The 21553-nt window shown below is 62.3% G+C and carries 21 protein-coding genes; 14 read left to right on the forward strand and 7 right to left on the reverse strand.

All coding sequences use genetic code 11. The features are described 5' to 3' along the window. Positions 1-41 precede the first annotated feature (41 nt). The 3 genes from SUTH_RS08110 (at position 42) to SUTH_RS08120 (ending at position 2319) form a co-directional block, all read left to right on the forward strand. Positions 42-566 carry a TRAP transporter small permease gene (locus tag SUTH_RS08110; RefSeq protein WP_041098414.1) on the forward strand — a complete coding sequence of 175 codons (525 nt, stop codon included), beginning with the start codon at positions 42-44 and terminating at the stop codon, positions 564-566. Further along, on the forward strand, positions 563-1879 hold the full coding sequence (locus tag SUTH_RS08115) for a TRAP transporter large permease (RefSeq protein WP_041098416.1): 1317 nt from the start codon (positions 563-565) through the stop codon (positions 1877-1879). The genes SUTH_RS08110 and SUTH_RS08115 overlap by 4 nt, the downstream gene beginning before the upstream one ends. Positions 1880-1983: 104 nt before the next feature. Next, positions 1984-2319, forward strand: a complete 336-nt coding sequence (locus SUTH_RS08120) for a hypothetical protein (protein WP_041098418.1) — start codon at positions 1984-1986, stop codon at positions 2317-2319. A 133-nt stretch (positions 2320-2452) separates the two neighbouring features. Here the strand turns inward: SUTH_RS08120 and SUTH_RS08125 are convergent, their stop codons facing one another. Genes SUTH_RS08125 through SUTH_RS08135 form a run of 3 tightly spaced genes read right to left on the reverse strand, consistent with a single transcriptional unit; the run spans position 2453 to position 4204 of the window. Continuing rightward, the gene (locus SUTH_RS08125; protein WP_041098420.1) at positions 2453-3448 is read right to left on the reverse strand and encodes an NADP-dependent oxidoreductase; all 996 of its coding nucleotides are present in this window, start codon (positions 3446-3448) and stop codon (positions 2453-2455) included. Between the two features lie 22 nt (positions 3449-3470). After that, the gene (locus SUTH_RS08130) at positions 3471-3899 is read right to left on the reverse strand and encodes a helix-turn-helix domain-containing protein (protein ID WP_041098422.1); all 429 of its coding nucleotides are present in this window, start codon (positions 3897-3899) and stop codon (positions 3471-3473) included. A 2-nt stretch (positions 3900-3901) separates the two neighbouring features. Beyond that, a complete protein-coding gene (locus SUTH_RS08135; RefSeq protein WP_041098424.1) occupies positions 3902-4204 on the reverse strand; it encodes a type II toxin-antitoxin system HigB family toxin in 303 nt (100 codons plus the stop codon). Between the two features lie 592 nt (positions 4205-4796). On the opposite strand from SUTH_RS08135, the gene SUTH_RS08140 reads away from it, so the two are divergent. Together SUTH_RS08140 and SUTH_RS08145 are read left to right on the forward strand one after the other, a co-directional pair. Beyond that, positions 4797-6116: an AAA family ATPase gene (locus SUTH_RS08140; protein ID WP_197539666.1), complete on the forward strand. Its 1320-nt coding sequence runs from the start codon at positions 4797-4799 to the stop codon at positions 6114-6116. Beyond that, a complete protein-coding gene (locus SUTH_RS08145) occupies positions 6116-6799 on the forward strand; it encodes an RloB family protein (RefSeq protein ID WP_041098428.1) in 684 nt (227 codons plus the stop codon). Before SUTH_RS08140 ends, SUTH_RS08145 begins: the two co-directional genes overlap by 1 nt. Before the next feature lie 224 nt (positions 6800-7023). Here the strand turns inward: SUTH_RS08145 and boxA are convergent, their stop codons facing one another. The 4 genes from boxA to SUTH_RS08165 are packed head-to-tail and all read right to left on the reverse strand — an operon-like array spanning position 7024 to position 12399. Beyond that, positions 7024-8301, reverse strand: coding sequence for a benzoyl-CoA 2,3-epoxidase subunit BoxA (gene boxA / locus SUTH_RS08150; protein ID WP_041098430.1), 1278 nt, complete (start codon positions 8299-8301; stop codon positions 7024-7026). A 26-nt stretch (positions 8302-8327) separates the two neighbouring features. After that, entirely contained in the window at positions 8328-9752 is a 1425-nt protein-coding gene (gene boxB / locus SUTH_RS08155) for a benzoyl-CoA 2,3-epoxidase subunit BoxB (RefSeq protein ID WP_041098432.1), read from the reverse strand. A gap of 48 nt (positions 9753-9800) precedes the next feature. Beyond that, complete coding sequence (gene boxC / locus SUTH_RS08160; protein ID WP_041098434.1) at positions 9801-11459, reverse strand: 2,3-epoxybenzoyl-CoA dihydrolase; 1659 nt, start codon at positions 11457-11459, stop codon at positions 9801-9803. 43 nt (positions 11460-11502) lie between these two features. Continuing rightward, positions 11503-12399, reverse strand: a complete 897-nt coding sequence (locus tag SUTH_RS08165; RefSeq protein WP_041098435.1) for a helix-turn-helix transcriptional regulator — start codon at positions 12397-12399, stop codon at positions 11503-11505. Positions 12400-12717: 318 nt separating this feature from the next. Here SUTH_RS08165 and bzdN point away from each other — a divergent pair, with 318 nt between their 5' ends. The 9 genes from bzdN (at position 12718) to SUTH_RS08210 (ending at position 21545) form a co-directional block, all read left to right on the forward strand. Beyond that, positions 12718-13857 (forward strand): benzoyl-CoA reductase, bzd-type, subunit N, encoded by a 1140-nt coding sequence (gene bzdN, locus SUTH_RS08170; RefSeq protein WP_041101989.1) that lies wholly within the window; start codon positions 12718-12720, stop codon positions 13855-13857. Positions 13858-13875: 18 nt separating this feature from the next. Then, complete coding sequence (gene bzdO, locus SUTH_RS08175; protein ID WP_041098437.1) at positions 13876-15186, forward strand: benzoyl-CoA reductase, bzd-type, subunit O; 1311 nt, start codon at positions 13876-13878, stop codon at positions 15184-15186. 175 nt (positions 15187-15361) lie between these two features. Then, positions 15362-16171 (forward strand): acyl-CoA dehydratase activase, encoded by an 810-nt coding sequence (locus SUTH_RS08180; RefSeq protein WP_041098439.1) that lies wholly within the window; start codon positions 15362-15364, stop codon positions 16169-16171. Positions 16172-16256: 85 nt separating this feature from the next. Further along, positions 16257-17162 (forward strand): benzoyl-CoA reductase, bzd-type, subunit Q, encoded by a 906-nt coding sequence (gene bzdQ, locus SUTH_RS08185; protein WP_041098441.1) that lies wholly within the window; start codon positions 16257-16259, stop codon positions 17160-17162. 37 nt (positions 17163-17199) lie between these two features. Continuing rightward, positions 17200-17484: a 4Fe-4S dicluster domain-containing protein gene (locus SUTH_RS08190; RefSeq protein WP_041098443.1), complete on the forward strand. Its 285-nt coding sequence runs from the start codon at positions 17200-17202 to the stop codon at positions 17482-17484. A 14-nt stretch (positions 17485-17498) separates the two neighbouring features. Continuing rightward, entirely contained in the window at positions 17499-17810 is a 312-nt protein-coding gene (locus SUTH_RS08195) for a hypothetical protein (RefSeq protein ID WP_041098446.1), read from the forward strand. A 47-nt stretch (positions 17811-17857) separates the two neighbouring features. Continuing rightward, entirely contained in the window at positions 17858-18310 is a 453-nt protein-coding gene (locus tag SUTH_RS08200) for a GNAT family N-acetyltransferase (RefSeq protein WP_041098448.1), read from the forward strand. A 25-nt stretch (positions 18311-18335) separates the two neighbouring features. Next, on the forward strand, positions 18336-18968 hold the full coding sequence (locus SUTH_RS08205; protein ID WP_041098450.1) for a CehA/McbA family metallohydrolase: 633 nt from the start codon (positions 18336-18338) through the stop codon (positions 18966-18968). A gap of 12 nt (positions 18969-18980) precedes the next feature. After that, positions 18981-21545, forward strand: a complete 2565-nt coding sequence (locus SUTH_RS08210) for an FAD-dependent oxidoreductase (RefSeq protein WP_084207304.1) — start codon at positions 18981-18983, stop codon at positions 21543-21545. Positions 21546-21553: the final 8 nt, after the last annotated feature.

A 21553-nucleotide genomic window follows, 5' to 3' on the forward strand; every position in this document is an offset into this window, starting at 1 on the left:
CGGCTGATGCAGGATGGATTGTTCTATTTCTGGAGTTCCTGATGGCAGAAGCACTGTTTGTCGATACCGAGGCGCGACCCGACGCCCTGATAGGCCGGGTGCTGCACAAGCTCTGCCGATTTTTTGCGATCTGCGCCGGCATCATGCTGATCCTGATGGCGCTGATGTCGCTGACCAGCATTGTCGGCCGCTCTCTGTTCGACAAGCCGATCCTCGGCGATTACGAACTGGTGCAGATGATGTCGGCCGTCGCGGTCACCCTGTCGCTGCCCTTCTGCCAGATGATCCGCGGTCACATCATCGTTGATTTCTTCACTACCGGCCTGCCGCGCAAAGTCAATCGGGTGTTCGACATCCTTGCCTCGCTCATCTTGGCTGTCGCCGCCTTTGCCTTCTCCTGGCGTATCGGCATCGGCATGTTTGATCTACGCGAAAACGGTGACGCGTCGATGCTGCTGAATGTCCCTACCTGGTGGGGCTATGCGCCCATGGTGCTTTCCTTCTTCCTGCTGGGCTGCGCCGCGCTGTATACGGCCTGGGTCGATTTCACCGGAGCGCGCGCATGACTGGCATCGAACAGGGGATCCTGATCGGCGGCCTGATGCTGCTGCTGATGGCCTTGCGGGTCCATATTGCGATGGCCATGCTGGTAGCCGGTTCCATCGGCTATGTCTGGATCGCCGGGCCGGCGACGCTGCTGAATTACATGAAGACCGCAGCCTGGGCGCGCTACTCGATCTACGATCTATCGGTGGTGCCGCTGTTCCTGCTGATGGGCCAGTTCGCCACTCACGGCGGCCTTTCCAAGGCGTTGTTTCGCGCCGGCAACACCCTGATCGGCCATTGGCGTGGCGGCATGGCCATGGCGGCGGTGGGTGCCTGCGCCGGCTTCGGCGCGATCTGCGGCTCCTCGCTGGCGACGGCCGCCACCATGGGCCAGGTCGCGCTGCCGGAGCTGCGCAGCCACAAGTACTCGGGGCGCCTCGCCACAGCGGCGATCGCGGCCGGCGGAACGCTGGGCATCCTGATTCCGCCTTCGGTTCCATTGGTGATCTATGCCATTCTCACTGAACAGAACATTGCGAAACTGTTTGTCTCGGCTTTCATCCCCGGTCTGATTGCGATGGGTGGCTACATGCTGGTGATCGCCATCATGGCCCGCGTCGATCCGACCTCGGCACCGGCGGGGGATCGCGCCACCTGGGGCGAAAGACTGGCCGCGCTGGTGGAAACCTGGCCCGTGTTGCTGATCTTCACCGTGGTGATCGGCGGCATCTACGGCGGATTCTTCACGCCTACCGAGGCCGCGTCGATCGGCACGCTCGCCACCGGCTACGTCGCCTGGAAATCCGGCGGGCTGCGCAAGCATGGCTTTATCGAATGCGTCTACGGAACGGCGCAGGCGACGGGGATGATCTTCCTGATCCTGCTCGGCGCGGACATCATGAACGTGTTCCTGGCCCTGACCCAGATGCCGGCGGAGTTGTCCAAATGGGTGGTCGGCCTCGGTCTTTCGCCGCTCCTGGTTCTTTTCGTGATCCTCTGCATCTACCTGGTACTCGGCTGCATCATGGACAGCCTGTCGATGATCCTGCTCACGGTACCGATATTCTTTCCCATCATCATGGGGCTGGACTTCTGGGGTCTCGATGCGGAAGCCAAGGCAATCTGGTTCGGCATTCTCACGCTGATGGCGGTCGAGATCGGCATGATCACGCCGCCGGTGGGGCTCAACGTGTTCATCATCAGCAGCATGGCCAAGGACACGAGCATGAAGGAAACCTTCATCGGCATCGTGCCTTTCCTCGCCTCGGATTTCCTGAGGATTGCGCTGCTGGTCTTCGTTCCCTCGATCGCGCTGATTGCCCTGAAACTATAGAAAGTCGGCGCCGGCGATACGGCGTTTTACGAAAAGAGCCCGCTTCGCGCGGGCTTTTTTCATGCGACCATGTACCCCACTACAGTGAGGGCGAAGACCCAGTCATGGATGCAGACGAGAAACTTGCAAAGTGGGCCGCGCTGTTCGTTCGTGCATGCAGCGAGGGCGATGCGGGCGCCGTCCCGAGCGGGCGGGCGGAACCTGCGGCGAACGCCCAATATCCCGGAGTGACCCAGGCCGCCCGCGAGCTGCTGCAGGCGGTCGATGCCGGCGGCGTTCCCGCCTTCGTCACCGCCAGTCTGAAACAGATCGCCGGGGAAAACGGCGTGGCGATCACCGACGCGTGGACACCCAACGAGATTGTTGCCGCCATCAGGAGCAAGGCCGGGGATGGCAACGCCGGCGGGCCGAAAGAGGCGCCGACGCCCGGCGCCCAGTAGCTCTCCACGTGGCAGCGCCCCTGTTGCAGCGCGGCCGTTCGCCGTGTCGCCAGCGCCGACTTTCAGACTGTCGTCGAGAACGGTTTGCGCGGGCAGCGCATCCCCCGGCAGTTTTCTTCAACGTGACTATCGACTAGGGCCGGATCACCAGCTTGCCGCGCACCCGGCCCGCCTCGGAAAGGCGCAGCGCCTCGGGCGCCTGCGCCAGCGGAAATTCCCGCTCGATATGCACCTGCAGTTCGCCGCGCGCCAGCCTGTCCAGCAGCATGGCCAACTGGGCGCCGTCCTCGCGCATGAACCAGTAGCGGTAGCCTACCCCCTGCCGTCGCGCCGCCGCCCGCGGCCGACGCGACAGCAGCCAGAACACCGGCGCCAGCCAGGGCTTGCCGAACTCGGCCGCCACTTCGGGCGTCGGCAGGTCGCCGACGCTGACCACGCAGCCGCCGCGCCGGGTGTGGGCGATGGAGCGCAACAGCGTGTCGCCGCCTATCGTATCGAGCACCGCGTCGAAGGGCGCGCACTCGCGCGTGAAGTCGGCGTGGCGGTAATCCACGCAGTGGTCGGCGCCGAGTCCGCGCAGCCAGTCGTGGCTTGCCGCCGAGGCCGTGGTGGTGACGTGCGCGCCCAGTCCCTTGGCGAGCTGGATCGCCAGGTGCCCGACGCCGCCGCCGCCGGCATGGATCAGCACCCGCTCGCCTCTGCCTGCGCGCAGCACCTCGCCCAGGCATTGCCAGGCCGTCAGCCCCGCCAGCGCCACCGCCGCGGCCTGCGCGAAGCTCACGCCCTCGGGGATCCGCGCCAGGTGCTGCGGCCGCGCCACCACGAACCCGGCGAAGGCGCCCATGCGCGCCTTGTCCAGCCGCGCCGCCACCCGGTCGCCGACGCGAAAGTCAGCCACTCCCGGCCCCAGCGCGGTGACGATACCGGCCGCATCGTTGCCGAGGACCGCCGGCATGCGGTAGGACTGCAGCGCCCGCAGCATGCCGGCGCGTATCTTGAAATCCACCGGATTCACGCTCGCCGCCTCCATGCGGAACAGCACTTCGCCGGGGCCGGGTTCAGGGGCCGGCAGTTCGCCGACCTGAACCTCGTCGGCATTGCCGTAACGCTTGATGTAACAGGCTTGCATGGCGGGCGCGTGCAACTGCTTCTCAGGCAGGCACGAATACGGCCGGACTGACGCTGAAGAACCTGGCCAGTTTCCCCGCCAGGGTCGCGCTGATCTTGCGCTTGCCGGCAAGGATCGCTGAAAGATTGCTCTGCGGGACGATCTGTGCGAGATCGCCTTGCTTCAGGCCGCGCACTTCGATCAGGTAGCGCAGAACTTCCCTGGGCTCGGACGCTTCGATGGCGAAGTGGCTGGTGTCATAGTCCGCCACCAGTTCGCCGACGAGATCAAGCAGCCCTGACAAGACGTGATCCTCCTGGTCGCCGATCCTGTCGAGCAGATAGTTCATCAGCGAAACCGTGCGGTCATACTCCGCCTCGGTACGGATCGGCCGCAAATGGGCGATGTGATCAAACGCCGCCCAGGTTTTTTGCAGCGCCGTGATGTCCAGAGTAGCGGTGGCGGTTGTCATGGTTACACCTTGCCTTTCCCGTATCGTTTGCACCAGTCGTCGTATTCCCGGTGAGTCATTACCCAGCGCACGAACATCTTGCCATCGCGGTAGCGAACGATGACAACGACTCGATAGTTATTGCCACCAATATCGAACACGGTATAGGGCGGTACATAATCCGCACTGCCAAAGCTTTTCCGTAGGTCAGCAAAATCGGCAAAACGGGAATTCTCGGCGACGGTGTGCCAATTGCGCAAAGACTGCTCGGCTTCAGGATGCCAGCCCCAGAAGTCACGCAGCATCTTTAACGAAATGATGTGCATGGCCGCACTATATCAAAATGATATAAATACTGCAAGTGCGGTGTGACGACACCGGCCGCATCGTTGCCGAGGACCGCCGGCATGCGGTAGGACTGCAGTGCCCGCAGCATGCCGGCGCGCGTCTCTTGTTATCGACCGGATTCACGCTCGCCGCCTGCATGCGGAACACGAGCTCTCCGGGGCCGGGTTCAGGCGTTGGCAACTCGCCGACCTTGACCACGTAGGCATCGCCGTAACGCTCGATGTAACAGGCTTGCATGGCGTCTCCTCAGGTAGTGGGCAGAGGCCGGATCGGTGGCCATTCCTTGGTGTGGCAGGCGATCACCGTCGGGGCGAGGAATCGGGCGATGGCTTCACCGAGCGGTTGATGGGCGATGGGGCGGATGATGGGGAGCGTGTGGTGCAGAGGATACCCGTGGATCGAGCGAGTATCGGAAATGGGGCGGGATATTGGAGGGGCCGGTCATCGGCCATTGCTGTCGCTCGATTCGGATTCGGCCATCGGAAGGTATGTGCTGGTTACCAGTCGCAGGAGTCCGCTTAGCTTCGTATCAAAATAAAGCACAAATCGCAAAATAACTTGCAATTTTGCGTGAATGAAGCACAATTCAAATATATTTTGATTGTAAGGGTGAATCCAATGCTAGTCGAGTTTCGCGTCAAGAACTTCCGCAGCCTGCGTGATGAGCAGGTGCTTAGTCTTGTGGCCTCTAAGGACAAAACTCTGCAAGACACTCACACGCTAGCTACTGGACTCAAGGCGGCACCCTCTCTCCTTTGCAGCGCTGCTGTCTATGGCGCCAATGCCAGCGGCAAGTCCAACCTCATTAAGGCGCTACAGTACATGCGCGGTGTGGTGATGGAGTCGGCTACGGTGATCCAGCCCAGCCAGACCTACGACAAGCTGCAACAATTTCGTCTTGACTCTGAGTCTGCTGGTCAACCCACAGAATTCGAAGTCACCTTCATCCTAGACGGCGTACGCTACCAGTATGGTTTCTCGATGACCAAGCAGCGCATCGTAAGAGAGCATCTCTTGGTCTACAAAGCATTCAAGCCCCAGCGCTGGTTCGAACGACACTTGGATGCCGATACCGGCAAGGATGTCTACGAATTCGGCCCGGGCCTCAAGGGTTCCAAAAACCTGTGGGAAGGTGCCACCCGACCGAATGCCCTGTTCCTTTCGATGGCCGTACAGCTCAACAGCGACGCTCTGCGTCCTGTGTTCGACTGGTTCGCAAAACGACTCGTGATTTTTAACGAGCAGGCACAGCTCAACCCGCAGGTTTCAATTCAGATGATCAAGAAGGCCGAAGGCCGCAAACAGCTATGCGACTTCCTAACAGCCGCCGACATCAGCATCTCCGATATTGAACTGGTAACACGCAAAGTCGTAGGGCAAGGCATCAAGATCGATCTTGCGACAGGAAAGCAGGAAGTTGGCCCTTTCGAAGATGAAGTCAGTGAGTTGAAGTTTCACCACGCCACCAGCAATGGTAAGGCCGTGTTCGACCTGGCGGACGAATCCAGCGGTACGCGTAACCTGTTGTTTCTCACCGGCCCAATACTAGACATCCTTGACAAAGGGTTGACTCTGGTAGTCGATGAACTCGACACCAGCCTGCATACTCATTTGGTACAGGCCTTGGTGCGCCTATTCCATCGCCCGGAGGTCAATACCGGCGGTGCACAACTAATCTTCACTACCCATGACACAACTTTGCTCGACACCTATGGTCTGTTCCGCCGCGATCAGATCTGGTTCGTAGAAAAGAAGAAGGATCAAAGTTCCGAATTGTATGGATTGGTGGAATTCGGCCCTCGCAAGAACGAGGCGCTTGAGCGCCGTTACCTGCAAGGCCGCTATGGCGCGATCCCAATCATCGGAGACCTGATCGGGGCGCAACACTAATGGGGCGCGATAACACTCCGAGGGAGCGTCAGCTCCAGGAGCTTGAACGCAAAAAGCAACGCGGACGAGTTGCGTGTGAGCGCATCCTAATTGTTTCCGAGGGCAGCAAGACCGAACCGCTGTACTTTGATGAGATTCGGATTGACCTGCGTTTGCCAATTCGAAACGTGACAGTTTCTGCTGGTGTTCTGGGAACCGAACCGATTCAGGTGGTGCGATACGCGAAAGACTTGTTCGAAAGCGGAGATTTACACAAAGGCATCGAGCCTCGTGCTTTCGATCAGGTATATGCCGTGTTTGATCGCGATGACCACCACACCTATTACGATGCGTTACGCTCGGCGGAGGCGCTGGACGGAAAACTCAAGAACGATGAGAAAAGACGGGTGCCATTCAAGGCCATTGCGTCGGTGCCGAGCTTCGAGCTGTGGCTGCTGCTGCACTACGAGGATATTCGGGCGCCGCTGCACCGCGACGAAGTGATGCGGTTGCTACGAAGCCCCGAGAACTTTGCTGGCTACGAGAAGGGTGAGGGTAACGCCTTCGCTACCACACGAGATCGTCTGGCTATCGCTACCCAGCGGGCGGAAGCCCTGGCCGCGAAGTTCACTGCCGACGCTGCGCCCGAGCCGTACACCGCCATCGTCGACCTAGTGAAGCTACTGACCACGCTACGAGGCTGATTGATGCTCAAGCCAACACCTTAATTGTTCTTGGTGCTTCTGGATGTCCGCTTCGGCCGATCAGCAGACAACTTCCAACGCGCTGGAAATATGCTGCCAAGCCTGCCCCGCAGTGCTGGCGCGGATGGCTCGGCGACAATCGCCGTCCTGCCGGCGCCGACTTTCGAACAGCCTGAACCTGGCGGCTCCGGCGTTCCGGTGGGACGTCGGCGGGGCGTGACCGCTCAGTAAGTCTCCACGTGGTACCGCCCCTGCTGCAACAACTGCGGGCGCAGCGTGCCCCAGTCCAGGCCGTTGGCGCGGCAGGCTTCGGTGAAGGCTTCTTCGACGCCTTTTTCCATGCCTTTCAGGCCGCAGAGATAGACGTAGGTGTTCTCGTCCCTGAGCAGGCGGGCGACGTCGCCGCCGCGCTCGCGCAGCAGGTCCTGCACGTAGCGCTTGGGTTCGCCGGGGACGCGCGAAAAGCCGAAGTTGATGTCGATGAACTCCTTGGGCAGCTTGGTCAGCGGGCCGAAGTAGGGCAGTTCGCCGTGGCTGCGGGCGCCGAAGAAGAGCATCAGCCTGCCTGCGTTCTCGCCGGCGACGAACTTGCGGCGGCGGTGTTCGGTCATTGCCCGCATCGGCGCCGAGCCGGTGCCGGTGCAGATCATGAGGAGGTTGCTGCCGGGGTGGTTGGGCATCAGGAAGCTGGTGCCGTAGGGGCCGACGACCTGGACCTTGTCGCCCTTCTTCAGGTCGCACATGTAGTTGGATGCCACGCCGTTCACCGGCGCGCCTTCGTGATCGGAGGTGACCCGCTTCACGGTGAGCGACAGGTTGTTGTAGCGCGGCCGTTCGCCGTCGCGCGGGCTGGCGACCGAGTAGAGGCGGACGTGATGCGGTTTTCCGTTGGCGTCGAGCCCGGGCGCGAGGACGCCGATGGTCTGGCCTTCGAGCACCGGGAAATAGGCGTTGCCGAAGTCGAGCACGATGTGGCGGATGTCGCTCGACGCATCTTCCGCGGTCAGGCGGAAGTTGCCGCTGACGGTGGCCAGCGCCGGCTTCTGGATCGAATAGAGGTTGACGTAGGGATGCGCCGCCGACCACGGCGGCGGGGCGATGCCGCCCTGGCCCGAGGTGGAGGCGGCGGCAATCCGTTCCACATCATCGGGCAAGGGAGTTGCCTGGCTCTGCACTTCATTCGCCGTGTCGCCAGCGCCGACTTTCGGGCTTTCGTCGAGGGCGATCTGCGCCGGCAGCGTATCCCACAGCAACTGCTCGGCCAGGGGATAGGCCTCTTCCGCCCGCACATGGCGCCAGTTGTCGATGGCGCCGGTGGGGCAGGGCGAGATGCAGTTGTAGCAGTACTTGCACTTCGCCGCGTCGATCACGTAGTTGCGCGAGTCGTGGCTGATCGCATTCACCGGACAGGTTTCTTCGCAGGTGTTGCAGCGAATGCAGATCTCCGGGTCGATCAGGTGCTGGCGCATGATCGTCACCTGTGTTGCGGCAGCGGTAGCCATAGTCAGTCCTCGCGCATCGTGCCGTTTCAGTTGAAACGGACGTATTCAAAGTCTACCGCTTGATTGTTGATGCCGCGTGCCGGCGGCGCAATCCAGTTGGCGTACTTGCCCGGCTCGGCGACACGGCCCATCAGCGAACTGACGAAGGCGCGATCCTCGACCGAAGGCAGCCATTCGAGGTGGTGGTGCGTCCATTCGGCTTCGGAGAGCACCTTGCCGGCGGGGGAAATCTTCGCCGCCGACAAGGGGCCGATCTTGCGGTTGAAGGCCTTGTGCGGTGCCTTGAGGACGAAGGGAATGCCTGCCTTCTGGATGATCTTGTTCCAGCGCTCGATGCCGGCCACGGCATCGCGCACGTAGTCGTCGCGCAGCCTTTCGTTCAGGGCATTGAGGTAGGGCGCCTGGACGGTGAGGAGTTGTCCGCTGCCGACTTCGAGCACGGGATAGGTGGCGTCGTTGAGCTGGTGGTCGTCGTCCTGCTTGGTTTCCTCGTAGCGGCCCTTGAGTCCGGTGTTGTAGAAGGTCGCGGCGTTCGACGAGACATCGGCGCCGAACAGGTCCATGGTCACGCTGAAATGGAAGTTCAGGTAGCGCTGGATCGTGGGCAGGTCGATCACGCCGGCGGCGCGAAGCTTCGCCACGTCGTCGGTCTTGAGCTGGTTCATCATCTCGCAGGTGCGCTGGATGACGCGGCCGACGCCGGATTCGCCGACGAACATGTGGTGCGCTTCTTCGGTCAGCATGAACTTGCAGGTGCGGGCCAGCGGGTCGAAGCCGGATTCCGCCAAGGAACACAACTGGTACTTGCCGTCGCGGTCGGTGAAGTAGGTGAACATGAAGAAGGACAGCCAATCCGGCGTGCTCTCGTTGAAGGCGCCGAGGATGCGGGGGTTGTCGGCATCGCCCGAGCGGCGTTCGAGCAGGGCCTCGGCTTCCTCGCGGCCGTCGCGGCCGAAGTAGGCGTGCAGCAGGTAGACCATCGCCCACAGGTGGCGGCCTTCCTCGACGTTGACCTGGAACAGGTTGCGCATGTCGTAGAGCGAGGGGCAGGTCAGGCCGAGGTGGCGCTGCTGTTCGACCGAGGCGGGCTCGGTGTCGCCTTGCGTGACGATCAGGCGGCGCAGGTTGCTGCGATATTCGCCCGGCACTTCCTGCCAGGCGGCTTCGCCCTTGTGGGCGCCGAAATTCACCTTGCGGCCTTCCTCGGCCGGGTTGAGGAAGATGCCCCAGCGGTAGTCGGGCATCTTGACGTAGTCGAAGTGCGCCCAGCCGCCCGGATCGACGCTGACCGCGGTGCGCAGATAGACGTCGAAGCTCTGCGAGTCGTCCGGGCCCATGTCCTTCCACCAGTTGATGAACTCCGGTTGCCAGTGCTCAAGGGCGCGCTGCAGGGTCTTGTTCTCGGACAGGTTGACGTTGTTGGGGATCTTCTGGTTGTAATCAATGCTCATGGCATTCTCTCCTGTTGGGGGTAGGGGTGCTGTTTTTATCCGGAAACGTCAGACGCGTTCCCAGTTGAATTTGGCCTTGTTGCCGCTGCCGAAAACCTTCAGCGCACCGGCTTCGCCGACGGCATTGGGGCGGATGAAGATCCAGTTCTGCCAGGCCGAGAGCCGGCCGAAGACGCGGGTTTCCATGGTTTCGCCGGGGCCGAAGCGCAGGTTGGCTTCCATCGCGGTCAGTGCATCGGGCGACAGGCTGGCGCGTTCTTCGAGGACGATGCGGATCTCGTCTTCCCAGTCGAGGTCGTCCGGTGTCGCGGTGACGAGGCCCAGTTCCAGCGCGGCGGCGGCGCCCAGCTGCTTGCCAGTAGCCTCCTTGGCGGCGGCGATCGGGGCTTCCTCGCCATAGAAGCGGGCGGCGATGCGGTACTGGCCGTTGACCATCGGGTAGCTGCCGAAATTCATCTCCGACAGCACGACGGCGCCTTCCTGCTGCTCGTCGTCGGGCAGGGAGAGCATGTAGCCGCGGTCCGCGGCAAACAGCAGCTCGGCCAGCGTGCCGGCGAAACAGCTGCCCCGTTCGACCAACGCAATCATGGTGCGTGAGGTGACATCGAGGCGGGCCAGGGTACGCCGCAGCATGCCGATCACCTCGCGCACGAACCAGTGCTTCCGGTGCTGCGCCAGCGCGGCATCGGCAGCCAGCACGTGTTGCGCATCGCCGCTGGTCTTGATGACCCAGGTGCCGATTTCCAGATCGTTGGTGCGCAGCATCAGGATGGCATCGTCGAGCTCGCGCGCCATCAGCAGCGGCCACCAGGCGGCGCCGGCGGCGACGATGCCGTCGATAGCCGTGGCCACCGGGGCGGACGGGGCGGCGACGGTCAGTGTTGCGCGGCGTGCCTTGCGGTCGATCGCCACATCGATGGTCTGGTAGTGGTAGCCGGCCTCGTCGATGCTGCGCGCGAGGGCGGGCAGGACAATGCCTTTGGCATCGGCGGGGCGGTCGCTCTGTGCCGCGAGCTGCTCGGCGCGCTGCTTCACCTTTTCGGCAAAAGCCTGGGGTTTAGCGTAGTCGTCGATCAGGCGCCATTCCTTGGCACGCTGGGCGCGTACGCCTTCGGTCAGGGTGCAGAAGATGTCGGCATGATCGCGCCGCACGCGGCGCTTGTCGGTGACGCGGGTGAGGCCGCCGGTACCCGGCAGCACGCCGAGCAACGGGACTTCGGGCAGGCTGACGGCGGAGGAGCGGTCGTCGACCAGGATGATTTCGTCGCAGGCCAGCGCCAGCTCGTAGCCGCCGCCGGCGGTGGTGCCGTTGCAGGCGGCGAGGAACTTGAGGCCGGAATGGCGGCTCGAATCCTCGATGCCGTTGCGCGTCTCGTTGGTGAATTTGCAGAAATTCACTTTCCAGGCGTGGGTGGAAACGCCCAGCATGAAAATGTTGGCGCCGGAACAGAAGATGCGTTCCTTGCCCGAGGTGACGACGACGCTGCGAACTTCCGGATGCTCGAAGCGGATGCGCTGCAGCGCGTCGTAGAGCTCGATGTCGACACCGAGGTCGTAGGAATTCAGCTTCAGCTTGTAGCCGGGCTTGATGCCGGCATCTTCATTGATGTCGAGGGTCAGCGTGGCGACAGGGCCGTCGCAGCTCAGGCGCCAGTGTTTGTATTGATCGGGGTGCGTGTCATAGGTGATGGTCTGGCCGGGGGGCATCGGGATGAGTCATTCTCTTCTCCGTGTATTGTTGTGGGATGCTTCAGGGGGTGACGGCTTGTCGCAGTTGCAATAGGCATTCCTCCGGTTGGCGGCCCGTGGTGTCGAGCGTGAAATCGGCTTTCGAATAGAGGGGTTCGCGGGCGACGAGGATGCGCCGCATGTCTTCCATGGCCTCGGTATTGCCTTCCATGGGGCGCAGGTCGCCCTGCGCCACGACGCGCGACATGTGTTCCTCGGGCGTCGCCTTGACCCAGACGGTGTAGCAGTTCATCAGCAGCAGGTTGAAAGTTTCCGCTTCGGAAACAATGCCGCCGCCGACGGTGATGACGGCGCTCTCATGCTGGGCGATGAAGTTTTCGAGGCAGCGGCGTTCCAGGCGGCGGAAGCCGGGTTGGCCGTAGAGCATGAAGATTTCGTTGAGGCTCATGCCGGCCTCGGCCTCGATGGCGCTGTTGAGTTCGACGAAAGGCAGGGACAGTTCGCTGGCCAGCGCACGACCGAGGGTCGATTTGCCCGCGCCGCGCAGGCCGACCAGCGCGATGCGCTTGCGGCGCGAGGCGTCTTCATTGCCGAAATCGCGCATCAGGCGCAGCAGGGCTTCTTCGAGCCGGTTGGGCGAGAGCTGTTCGAGGAAGCGCGAGATCAGCCGGTACTCCGGCGAGCTGTGCTGGGGCTCGAGCAGTTCGATCAGGGAAATCCCAAGTGCATGGGCGACATGGCGCAACACCATGATGGACGGATTGGTCTCGCCGCTTTCCACCTGCGCCAGATAGCGCTCAGAGACGTCGGCATTGACAGCGAGGGCCTTGCGCGACATGCCGCGCCGCGCACGCGACTCGCGTACGCGGATGCCAAGGGACTGAAGGAATTCCGTGTCTGCGGCTTCGTCGACGAAGCGCGCTGCGATGGGTAGTCCGGGTTTTTCAATCGCTGCCATGATGCGCTGTCACCTTTTGGCTTCCGTGCTTTGGTGGATGCACTATAGTACATGAATTTGATATATGTCAAAAACTATTTTGATTTCTCATCCCGGTTTCTTTCATAAAGTCACATAACAGATTGAAAAAACATAATAAAAAGATATTTTGACAGCGCTGCAAAATATTGCATAACCTTCTTGACGATCCGGATTTCCTGTCGCATACTTCGCTCGGAATGTGCAGTATGATTCATCGATGGAACAATAGTTCCAAGTCTAATGAATACCGCATCCGGGCACACGAAAGTGCCGTGGATGACAAACAAGGAGGCACCAATGGCTGATGCTTTGTTCGACCAGTTCAAGAACTGGTATGAGAAACGCCACGATTACGCACGTGACTGGAAGCAGCGTACCGGGGGTCAGGTCGTGGCGACGATGTGTACCTATACCGCGGAAGAGTTGCTGATTGCCGCCGGCATGCTGCCGGTTCGCGTGCTTGGCGCCCATGAGCCGCAGAACGTGACCGAGCCGCACATCTTCGGCATGTTCTGTCCGTTCTGCCGCGATTCGCTGGCGCAAGGCCTGCTCGGGCGCTTCGACTACTGCGAAGGCGTGACGCTGACCCAGTCGTGCATCCAGTACCGGCAGACCTTCAGTTCCTGGCGCAGCAATGTGCCCTCGGTACAGTGGGACTACTACGTGCCGATGCCCAACGATGTGCAGTCGCCGCATGCGCGCAAGGCCCATTACGCGGAAATCCAGTCCTTCCGTACTTTCCTTTCGGCGCTGACCGGCAAGGAGCTGACCGACGCGATGCTGAAGGAAGCGCTGGCCGTGGTCGACGAGAACCGCCGCCTGCTGCGCGAACTGTTCGAGTACCGCAAGGAAGAGAATCCCAGGGTGACCGGCGTCGAGGCACTGTATGCCTCGATCACCGCGCAATTCGTCGACAAGCGCGAGCACAACGAAATGCTGAAGAAAGTGCTGGCCGCGCTGCCTTCGCGCAAGATGGATCGCAAGGAAGGCGTGCGCTTCATGACCATCGGCTCGGAAAACGACGACATCGCCTTCATGGCCATGGTCGAGTCGGTCGGATCGACCATCGTCATCGACGACCAGTGTTCCGGCACCCGCTACTTCTGGAACGAATCGAAGCCCGAGGATGACGTGATCAAGGCCATCGCCGACCGCTACTGCGACCGTCCGGCCTGCCCGACCAAGGATTACCCGAGTCATACGCGCTTCGACCACGTGCTCGGCCTGGCCAAGGAATTCAACGCACGCGCGGCGATCTTCCTGCAGCAGAAGTTCTGTGATCCGCACGAGGGCGACTATCCGGACCTCAAGGAGCACCTGGAAAAGAACGGCATCCCGACGCTGTTCCTCGAATTTGACATTACCAACCCCATCGGCCCCTTCCGCATTCGTATCGAGGCATTCCTCGAAACGATGAGCGACGAAGAGCTGTTCTAGAACTGACGGGAGAGAACGATGAACGCACCGAACAAGTATCCGACCGAATCCCTCAAGCTGTGGGGCAAGGCCAAGCAGCTGCGCGAGCAGTATTACAAGAACTACGCCGCAGCCAAGGACAATGGCGGCCTGCGCTGGTCCGGTTCCGCCTGGGCGCTCGATGCGCTGCCGGCCGGCCTCGGCGACGACGTCTATTCGCTGACCGGCGAGCCTTACGCGGCGGCCGTCGCGCATGACAAGAAGTTTGCCAAGGAATGCATGGACGCCGCCGAATCGGTCGGCTTCGCCCGCGACCTGTGCTCCTACATGCGCATCTATTGGGGTGGCATGCACCTCGACAAGTATCTCTACGGCGGCAAGTTCCCCAAGCCCGACTTCATCTTCCAGACGCAGATCTGCTGTTCGCACTCGAAGTGGTACCAGCACGTCGCCAAGGAAGAGAAGGTGCCGCAGTTCTACGTCGACGTCGGCGTCGGTCCCTACAAGGACATGAACGCGGCGCGCCTCGACTACGTCACCAACCAGCTGCACGACGGCATCGAGTTCCTCGAAAAGTCGACCGGCCGCAAGTTCGACGACGAGAAGTTCCTCAAGGCGGTCAAGAACGAAATGCGCTCGACCAGCCGCTGGGCCGACATCTGCGCCTTGAACAAGGTCAAGCCGGCGCCGCTCGACGAGAAGACCATGTACTCGCTCTACGTGCTGGCCACGCTGTCGAAATCCTCGCAGTGGTGCGCCGACTTCTACGATGAACTCTACGAAGAAGTGAAGGATCGCGTCGCGCGCGGCATCGCCGCCGTGCCCAACGAGAAGTGCCGCATGATGTCCGACACGCAGCCGCCCTGGTCCTTCCTCAAGATCTTCCGCTACCTCGAAACCTACGGCGCGGTGTCGATCGGTTCGCTCTACACCTTCGCCCTCGAAGGCATCTGGGAAGACAAGCCGGACGGCAGCTGGGGCGGTCGCAGCCTGCCCTGGGAAAAGGGCATCGAGATGAACACGCGCGACCAGATCCTGCGCCTCTACGCCGACTGGAACCTGTCCAAGCCGCAGTGGCAGCACTTCTTCGATCCGCGGCTGAAGACCGAGATGATGCTGCGCATCGTCAAGGAATGGCAGGTCGATGGCGTCATGCTGCACCTCAACCGCGGCTGCGAGGGCCTGAGCCTCGGCATCATGGAAAACCGTGGCGGCATTGCCAAGGCCGGGGTGCCGATCATGACCTTCGAAGGCAACATGGGCGACGAACGCGAATTCGACGAAGTGCGCACGCAGGCCCGCGTTGATGCCTTCATGGAACAGCTTGGCTTGCGTCGCCAGGCAGCGTAACCCGATTACCGTGAAATACCTTGCCAAGCGCGTACTGTGATGTTCGAGCGAAGCGAGCTGACTGAGCCTCCCCGCGAGGGGAGGATGGGAGGGGCGGGCCTTCAATTCGCCTTTCGCGTGTTTCATCATCAGGCGTGCGGCTTAACCGCCGCATGAAAGTTAGGAGGAATCAACAATGATTACCGCTGGAATCGATATGGGCTCGCGCAGCATCAAGGTGATACTGCTCGAAGAACTCAAGGTGGATGGCGCGCCGGCTTTGAAGTACGGCGTCAAGAAGGCTCACATCATGATGCCGGGCGACCTGGACCAGGACGTCGCTGCCGACAAGGCCTACAACGAAGCACTGGAGGCCGCCGGCCTCAAGCGCGAAGACGTCAAGGCCGTGTTTGCCACAGGCGCCGGGCGCAAGCAGGTGGCCTTCGCCGCCGAGGGCATTACCGAAATGACGGCCGGTGCCAAGGGCGCGAACTTCATGTTCCCGCAGGGCCGCACCGTGGTCGATGTCGGTGCCGAGGAAGGCCGCGGCATGAAGACCGATGCCGAGGGCCGCGCGGTCGATTTTGCCGGCAACGAGAAGTGCGCTGCGGGCGCCGGGTCGTTCGCAGAGGCGATGTCGCGGGCCCTGCAGATGACGCTCAAGGAGTTCGGCGATGCCAGCCTCAAGTCGGACAAGACCATCCCGATGAACGCGCAGTGCACAGTGTTTGCCGAATCCGAAGTGGTTTCGCTGATCCATTCGGCGACGCCCAAGAACGACATCGCCAAGGCCGTGCTCGACGCCGTCGCCAGCCGCGTTTGCGCCATGGTGCGCCGCGTCGGCATCGAGGGCGAGGTGGTGCTGATCGGCGGCATGGTGCATAACGCCGGCTTCGTCCAGTCGCTGAAGACCGCGATGGGCGTCGATGCGATTTCCCTGCCGGACATGCCGGAGTACATCAGCGCGCTGGGATGCGCGATGATTGCCGCCGAGCGTCAGCACTGATGAAGCCCCTGCGTAGCAGGTCGGGCCAGCAAAAGACGCTGACCTCGCCGCTACGGATGACCCCTTACGCAATAGGAGCGAAAAGATGAATGCAGAAGTGACAGCAGCCCCGACCGCCCCGGAGAAGAAGGAATTCTGGCGCTGGCAGGAAAACACCTGGGTAGATGAAACCAAGGACTGGAAGACCGCCAAGATCATCACCTGCGGTATCGACGTCGGTTCCGTGTCGTCGCAGGCCGTGCTGGTGGTGGATGGCGAGCTCTACGGCTTCAACAGCATGCGCACCGGAAACAACTCGCCGGATTCGGCCACCAATGCCCTGCAGGGCGTGATGGACAAGTGCGGCATGAAGCTGGAAGACATCCATTACGTCGTCGGCACCGGCTACGGCCGGGTCAACGTGCCTTTCGCCCACAAGGCGATCACCGAGATCGCCTGCCATGCCCGCGGCGCCAACTACATGGGCGGCAACGGCGTGCGTACCATCCTCGACATGGGCGGCCAGGACTGCAAGGCCATCCACTGCGACGAAAAGGGCAAGGTCACCAACTTCCTGATGAACGACAAGTGCGCGGCCGGTACCGGGCGCGGCATGGAAGTCATCTCCGACCTGATGCAGATTCCGATCGCCGAACTGGGACCGCGTTCCTTCGACATCGACAGCGACGTCGAAGCCGTGTCCTCGGTATGCGTCGTGTTCGCCAAGTCCGAGGCGCTGGGCCTGCTCAAGGCCGGCTACACCAAGAACAAGGTGATCGCGGCCTACTGCCAGGCCATGGCCGAGCGCGTGGTCTCCCTGCTGGAGCGGATCGGTGTCGAAGAGGGCTTCTTCATCACCGGCGGCATTGCCAAGAACCCCGGTGTGGTCAAGCGCATCGAGAAGCTGCTCGGCATCAAGGCCATCGATACCAAGGTCGATAGCCAGATCGCCGGAGCCCTTGGCGCGGCGCTGTTTGGCTACACGCTGATGTCCAAAAAGGCGGCTGCCTGATAGCCTCCCGCGGTGCCCTGACCATAAGGAGCAAGACATGATCGCCAACTACGGTTACAAGGATGGTTCCGGTGAGTATTACATCAGCATCGACACGGACAAGTGCATCGGCTGCGCGGCGGATCGCGCCTGCCTGACCGCATGTCCGAAGCAGATGTTCGAGATCATCACCGACGACTACGACGACGAAGTGGCCTGGATCAAGAAGCCCAACTGCCGCACCCTGGCCTACGACTGCGCCGACTGCAAGCCGTCGGGCGGCTACAGCAGCCTGCCGTGCATGGCGGCCTGCACTCCTGGCGCCATCAAGCACTCGTGGTAAGCGGGGTGATTGCCATGGCAGAGACACCACGGCGGGTGATTCCGATCGCGCAGGCCAAAGTGGTCAGTCCCGAGGATGCACTGCTCAAGGACGGCTGGGTGCGCCAGACCACCATCGGCGAACCGCGCCTGTCCGAGATCGTGCAGAACTACAAGGCGATGGGCTTCGAAGTCCATGTCGAGGAGTTCAAGACGGAAGGGACGGGGAGCGAGGGCTGCAACACCTGTTTCGATGCAGGCCAGGAAATGGGCTTCATGTACGGCACGGTCTATGTCCGCAAGCGCGGCGAACCGGCCGGCAATGACATAGATAGCGAACTGTTTTAAGCATTCGGGGCGCCAGCGGCGCTGCCGACCAGACAAGGAGGATTGAAATGGCTGATCAGAAAAGAGTAATGCGCGTCCTGCGCCAGGGGGATCTGGACGCCATCGTCGCGATCGACGCGTTCGCCACCGGCGAGCCGCGGCGCGAGTACTACGAGCGCAAGATTGCCGGCATCCTGAACCGGGCCGCCAACATCAACACCTCGATCGTCTGCGAGATCGACGGCAAGGTGGTCGGCTTCGTCATGGGCTACGTGTTCTTCGGCGAATTCGGCATTGCCGACGGCACCGCGACGATCGACACCATTGGCGTGCATCCCGACTTCCGCCACTTCGGCGTCGCCGCCGAAATGCTCGACCAGTTCATGATGAACATGAAGGCCGCCGGGGTGAAGAAGGTCTACACGCTGGTGAACTGGGACGATTTCGCACTGGAGAAGTTCTTCAAGGCCAACAAGTTCGCGCCTTCGAAGCGGATTAACCTCGAGTACGAGCTGCCCTGAGTCCGGGACGGATCGGCGCCAGGCCATGTGGATCGATACCCATTGTCATACGAAGTATTCGTACGACAACTGGCTCGAACCGCTGGACCTGATCCGGCGCGCGAAAGCCCTCGGCCTCGATGGTGTCTGCATCACCGAGCACTATTCCTACGAGGCGTCCGAACCGGTCGAGCAGATCGGCCGCGAGGAAGGCCTGCTGGTGCTGCGCGGGGTCGAGATTGCGACGGATCGGGGCCACCTGCTGGCCTACGGCGTTGTCGATGATGGCTGGAATGTATGGGGACGCGACAGCTACCTGCCGCTGCAAGAGGTGATCGAGCGCATCAATTCGCTCGGCGGCATCTGCGTTCCGGCGCATCCGTTTCGCAACGTCGGGCTGGCCAGCCTGCTCGATGGTCTGCTCGAGCTGCAAGACATCGCCGCCGTGGAGTCGCACAACGGCGTCAATGCGGAAAGCGACAACGATCTGGCCATCCGGGCCTCGGCGCACATGGGATTGCCGACCCTGGGCGGCAGCGATTGCCACAAGACGGTGGCGGTGGGGCGTTGCGCGACGGAGTTTTCGCAGCCGGTGCATGACATGGCCGGCTTCATTGCGGCAGTGAAGGCCGGCGCTTGCCGGGGCGCGTACTACGCGCCCTACAGCCGGCAACAGTAACGCGAGGGAAATATGCAGGCCATACAGACGTCCGAGATCAGGTGGTATAAAACCCGGAAGGCGCCAAGTGCGACTGATGCCGACGCGGCCGCCTGTGTCGGCATCACCATAGACGGCAAGGTAGTACAGGCGCCGGCGGGCGTTTCGCTGCTCTCGGCCGCTACGGCTGCGGGCATCTATATTCCCGCCCTGTGCGCCCATCCGGATCTGCCGCCCGCTTGCCAGCGCGGCGGCAGCGACAGCGGCTGCAACCTCTGCGTGGTTGAAATCGCCGGCACCACCGGCATGCGCACCTCGTGCTCGGTTCCGGTCGAGGCCGGCATGGTCGTCACCACCACCTCGCCGGCCATCGACAAGCTGCGCAAGGAACGCATCGCCAAAACCCTTGGTACGCATCCCCACGTCTGCCTGACCTGCCCGCAGCGCGAAGGCTGCAGCCGCACCACCTGTTCCTTCGGCAATCCCGTCGAGCAGCGCTGCTGCTCGATTTTCAACAGCTGCGAACTGCGCAAGGTGTCCGATTACGTCGGCATTCCGCCGACGACGCCCAACTACAAGCACATCCAGTTGCCGGTGATCAAGGACGAACCCTTCTACGACCGCGACTACAACCTGTGCATCGACTGCCGGCGCTGCCTGGTGGCCTGCAACGAGGTGCGCGGCGTCGGCTGCCTCGAAGTGAAGAACACCGACGGCCGGACGTGGGTCGGCACCATCGCGGCGACGCTGCTCGAATCCGGCTGCAAGTTCTGCTCTGCCTGCGTCACCGTCTGCCCGACCGGCGCCCTGATGGACCGCACGCTGGATGTCGCGCGCAAGGAAGAAACCCAGGTGCCGTGCAAGGCCACCTGTCCGGCCGGCATCGACGTGCCACGCTACGTGCAGCTGGTGGGCCTCGGCATGTACGGCGAGGCGGTTGCCGTGGTGCGCGAGAAGCTGCCCTTCCCCGGCATCCTCGGCCGTGCGTGTTTCAGCCCCTGCGAATCGGCCTGCCGGCGCAAGGACCTCGACGATCCGCTGTCGATCCGCAGCCTGAAGCGGATCGCCGCCGACAACGATACCGGCCTGTGGCGCAAGCATTCGATCCAGTTGCCGCCCTCGGGCAAGAGGGCGGCGGTGGTCGGCGCCGGGCCGGGCGGGCTGACCGCTGCCTATTACCTCGCCAAGAAGGGTCACAGCGTCACCGTATTCGATGCCTTGCCCGCCGCCGGCGGCATGGCGCGCTATGGCATTCCGTCGTATCGCGTGCCGCTGGCCGTGATCGACCAGGAAGTGGGCGAAGTCGAAAAGCTGGGCGTTGAATTCCGCTTCAACACGCGCATCGAGAATGTCGATGATCTGAAGGCGCAGGGTTTCGATGCGGTCTTCCTCGGCATCGGTGCGCAGAACGGCGATCCGCTGGGCATCCCCGGCGACAATCTGCCGAACGTGGTCGACAGCCCGACCTTCCTGCGCGCGGCGACCATGGGCAAAATCGGCAAAGTCGGCGCTGACGGTACGGCGATTTCGATCGGCAAGCGCGTCGCGGTGATCGGCGGCGGCAACGTGGCCACCGACAATGCGCGATCGGCCCGTCGTCTCGGCGCCGAAGTCGTCGACATGGTGTATCGCCGCACCCAGGAGGAAATGCCTGCGCGCGACGATGAAGTACAGGGCTGCATCGAAGAGCAGGTGAACCTGCGATTCCTGCTGGCGCCGAAGAAAATCGAGCTCAACGAGAGCGGTACCTCGCGCCTCCGGATCACCTACGTCAGGATGCAGCTGGGCGAGCCGGATGCGTCGGGCCGACGCCGGCCGATGGAAATCGCCGGCAGCGAGTTCACCGAGGACGTCGATCTGGTCATTGGTGCGATCGGCCAGCGTCCGGAAGTAATTACCGGTTACGGCGTGCAACTGGCGAAGAACAACCGCGTCCAGGTACGCGAGGACAACATGCTGACCAGCCGCCCCGGCGTCTATGCCGGCGGCGACTGCGTGCTCGGCCCGTCGACGCTGATCGAATCCGTCGCCCAGGGCCGCAAGGCGGCTGCGGCGATGGATGCCTTCCTCGGCGGCGACGGCAACATCGAGGAGAAGCTGCTGCCGGACTGGGACACCGATCCGTACATCGGCCGCGAGGAGGGCTTCAATACCCGCAAGCGCCTGCATCCCATCTTCATCGACCCGGCCAAACGCAACAATTGGGATGAAGTCGAACTCGGTTTCGACGAAGCGACGGCGCGCGCGGAAGCCTTGCGCTGCCTCAAGTGCAACCTTGCGGCGAAGATCGAGGACATGGTGCTGCCACCGGAGGCATGGCTGGAACTGACGGCCGAAAACGTGGCCGGGGTGCAGACCGAATCGGGCGTGTATCAGTTGCTCGACGCCGACAAGAAGGTGCTGGTGATCAGGGGTGTCGAGAACCTGCGCGAAGGCTTGGAGGCCATGCTCGACAAGGCCGACATCGCCAAATACTTCGTCTGGGAGGATGCCCCCTTCTTCAGCCAGCGCGAGAACCAGCTGGTGCAGGCCTACATGCAGCAATACGGCGGCATGCCACCGGGCGTGGGCGCCGACGAAATGGACGACTTGTTCTAGGAACCCAA

The sequence above is a fragment of the Sulfuritalea hydrogenivorans sk43H genome, assembly GCF_000828635.1.
In the GTDB taxonomy this organism is placed as follows: Bacteria; Pseudomonadota; Gammaproteobacteria; order Burkholderiales; family Rhodocyclaceae; genus Sulfuritalea; species Sulfuritalea hydrogenivorans.

Excerpts from the sequence above, each read along its gene's own strand:
- SUTH_RS08125 (WP_041098420.1), bottom strand. The coding sequence starts at position 3,448 with ATGCAAGCCTGTTACATCAAGCGTTACGGCAATGCCGACGAGGTTCAG.
- SUTH_RS08210 (WP_084207304.1), top strand. The coding sequence starts at position 18,981 with ATGCAGGCCATACAGACGTCCGAGATCAGGTGGTATAAAACCCGGAAG.
- boxA (WP_041098430.1), bottom strand. The coding sequence starts at position 8,301 with ATGGCTACCGCTGCCGCAACACAGGTGACGATCATGCGCCAGCACCTG.
- SUTH_RS08165 (WP_041098435.1), bottom strand. The coding sequence starts at position 12,399 with ATGGCAGCGATTGAAAAACCCGGACTACCCATCGCAGCGCGCTTCGTC.
- bzdO (WP_041098437.1), top strand. The coding sequence starts at position 13,876 with ATGAACGCACCGAACAAGTATCCGACCGAATCCCTCAAGCTGTGGGGC.
- SUTH_RS08145 (WP_041098428.1), top strand. The coding sequence starts at position 6,116 with ATGGGGCGCGATAACACTCCGAGGGAGCGTCAGCTCCAGGAGCTTGAA.
- SUTH_RS08135 (WP_041098424.1), bottom strand. The coding sequence starts at position 4,204 with ATGCACATCATTTCGTTAAAGATGCTGCGTGACTTCTGGGGCTGGCAT.
- bzdN (WP_041101989.1), top strand. The coding sequence starts at position 12,718 with ATGGCTGATGCTTTGTTCGACCAGTTCAAGAACTGGTATGAGAAACGC.
- SUTH_RS08205 (WP_041098450.1), top strand. The coding sequence starts at position 18,336 with ATGTGGATCGATACCCATTGTCATACGAAGTATTCGTACGACAACTGG.
- SUTH_RS08190 (WP_041098443.1), top strand. The coding sequence starts at position 17,200 with ATGATCGCCAACTACGGTTACAAGGATGGTTCCGGTGAGTATTACATC.
- boxB (WP_041098432.1), bottom strand. The coding sequence starts at position 9,752 with ATGAGCATTGATTACAACCAGAAGATCCCCAACAACGTCAACCTGTCC.
- bzdQ (WP_041098441.1), top strand. The coding sequence starts at position 16,257 with ATGAATGCAGAAGTGACAGCAGCCCCGACCGCCCCGGAGAAGAAGGAA.
- SUTH_RS08110 (WP_041098414.1), top strand. The coding sequence starts at position 42 with ATGGCAGAAGCACTGTTTGTCGATACCGAGGCGCGACCCGACGCCCTG.
- SUTH_RS08195 (WP_041098446.1), top strand. The coding sequence starts at position 17,499 with ATGGCAGAGACACCACGGCGGGTGATTCCGATCGCGCAGGCCAAAGTG.
- SUTH_RS08130 (WP_041098422.1), bottom strand. The coding sequence starts at position 3,899 with ATGACAACCGCCACCGCTACTCTGGACATCACGGCGCTGCAAAAAACC.
- SUTH_RS08180 (WP_041098439.1), top strand. The coding sequence starts at position 15,362 with ATGATTACCGCTGGAATCGATATGGGCTCGCGCAGCATCAAGGTGATA.
- SUTH_RS08120 (WP_041098418.1), top strand. The coding sequence starts at position 1,984 with ATGGATGCAGACGAGAAACTTGCAAAGTGGGCCGCGCTGTTCGTTCGT.
- SUTH_RS08200 (WP_041098448.1), top strand. The coding sequence starts at position 17,858 with ATGGCTGATCAGAAAAGAGTAATGCGCGTCCTGCGCCAGGGGGATCTG.
- SUTH_RS08115 (WP_041098416.1), top strand. The coding sequence starts at position 563 with ATGACTGGCATCGAACAGGGGATCCTGATCGGCGGCCTGATGCTGCTG.
- boxC (WP_041098434.1), bottom strand. The coding sequence starts at position 11,459 with ATGCCCCCCGGCCAGACCATCACCTATGACACGCACCCCGATCAATAC.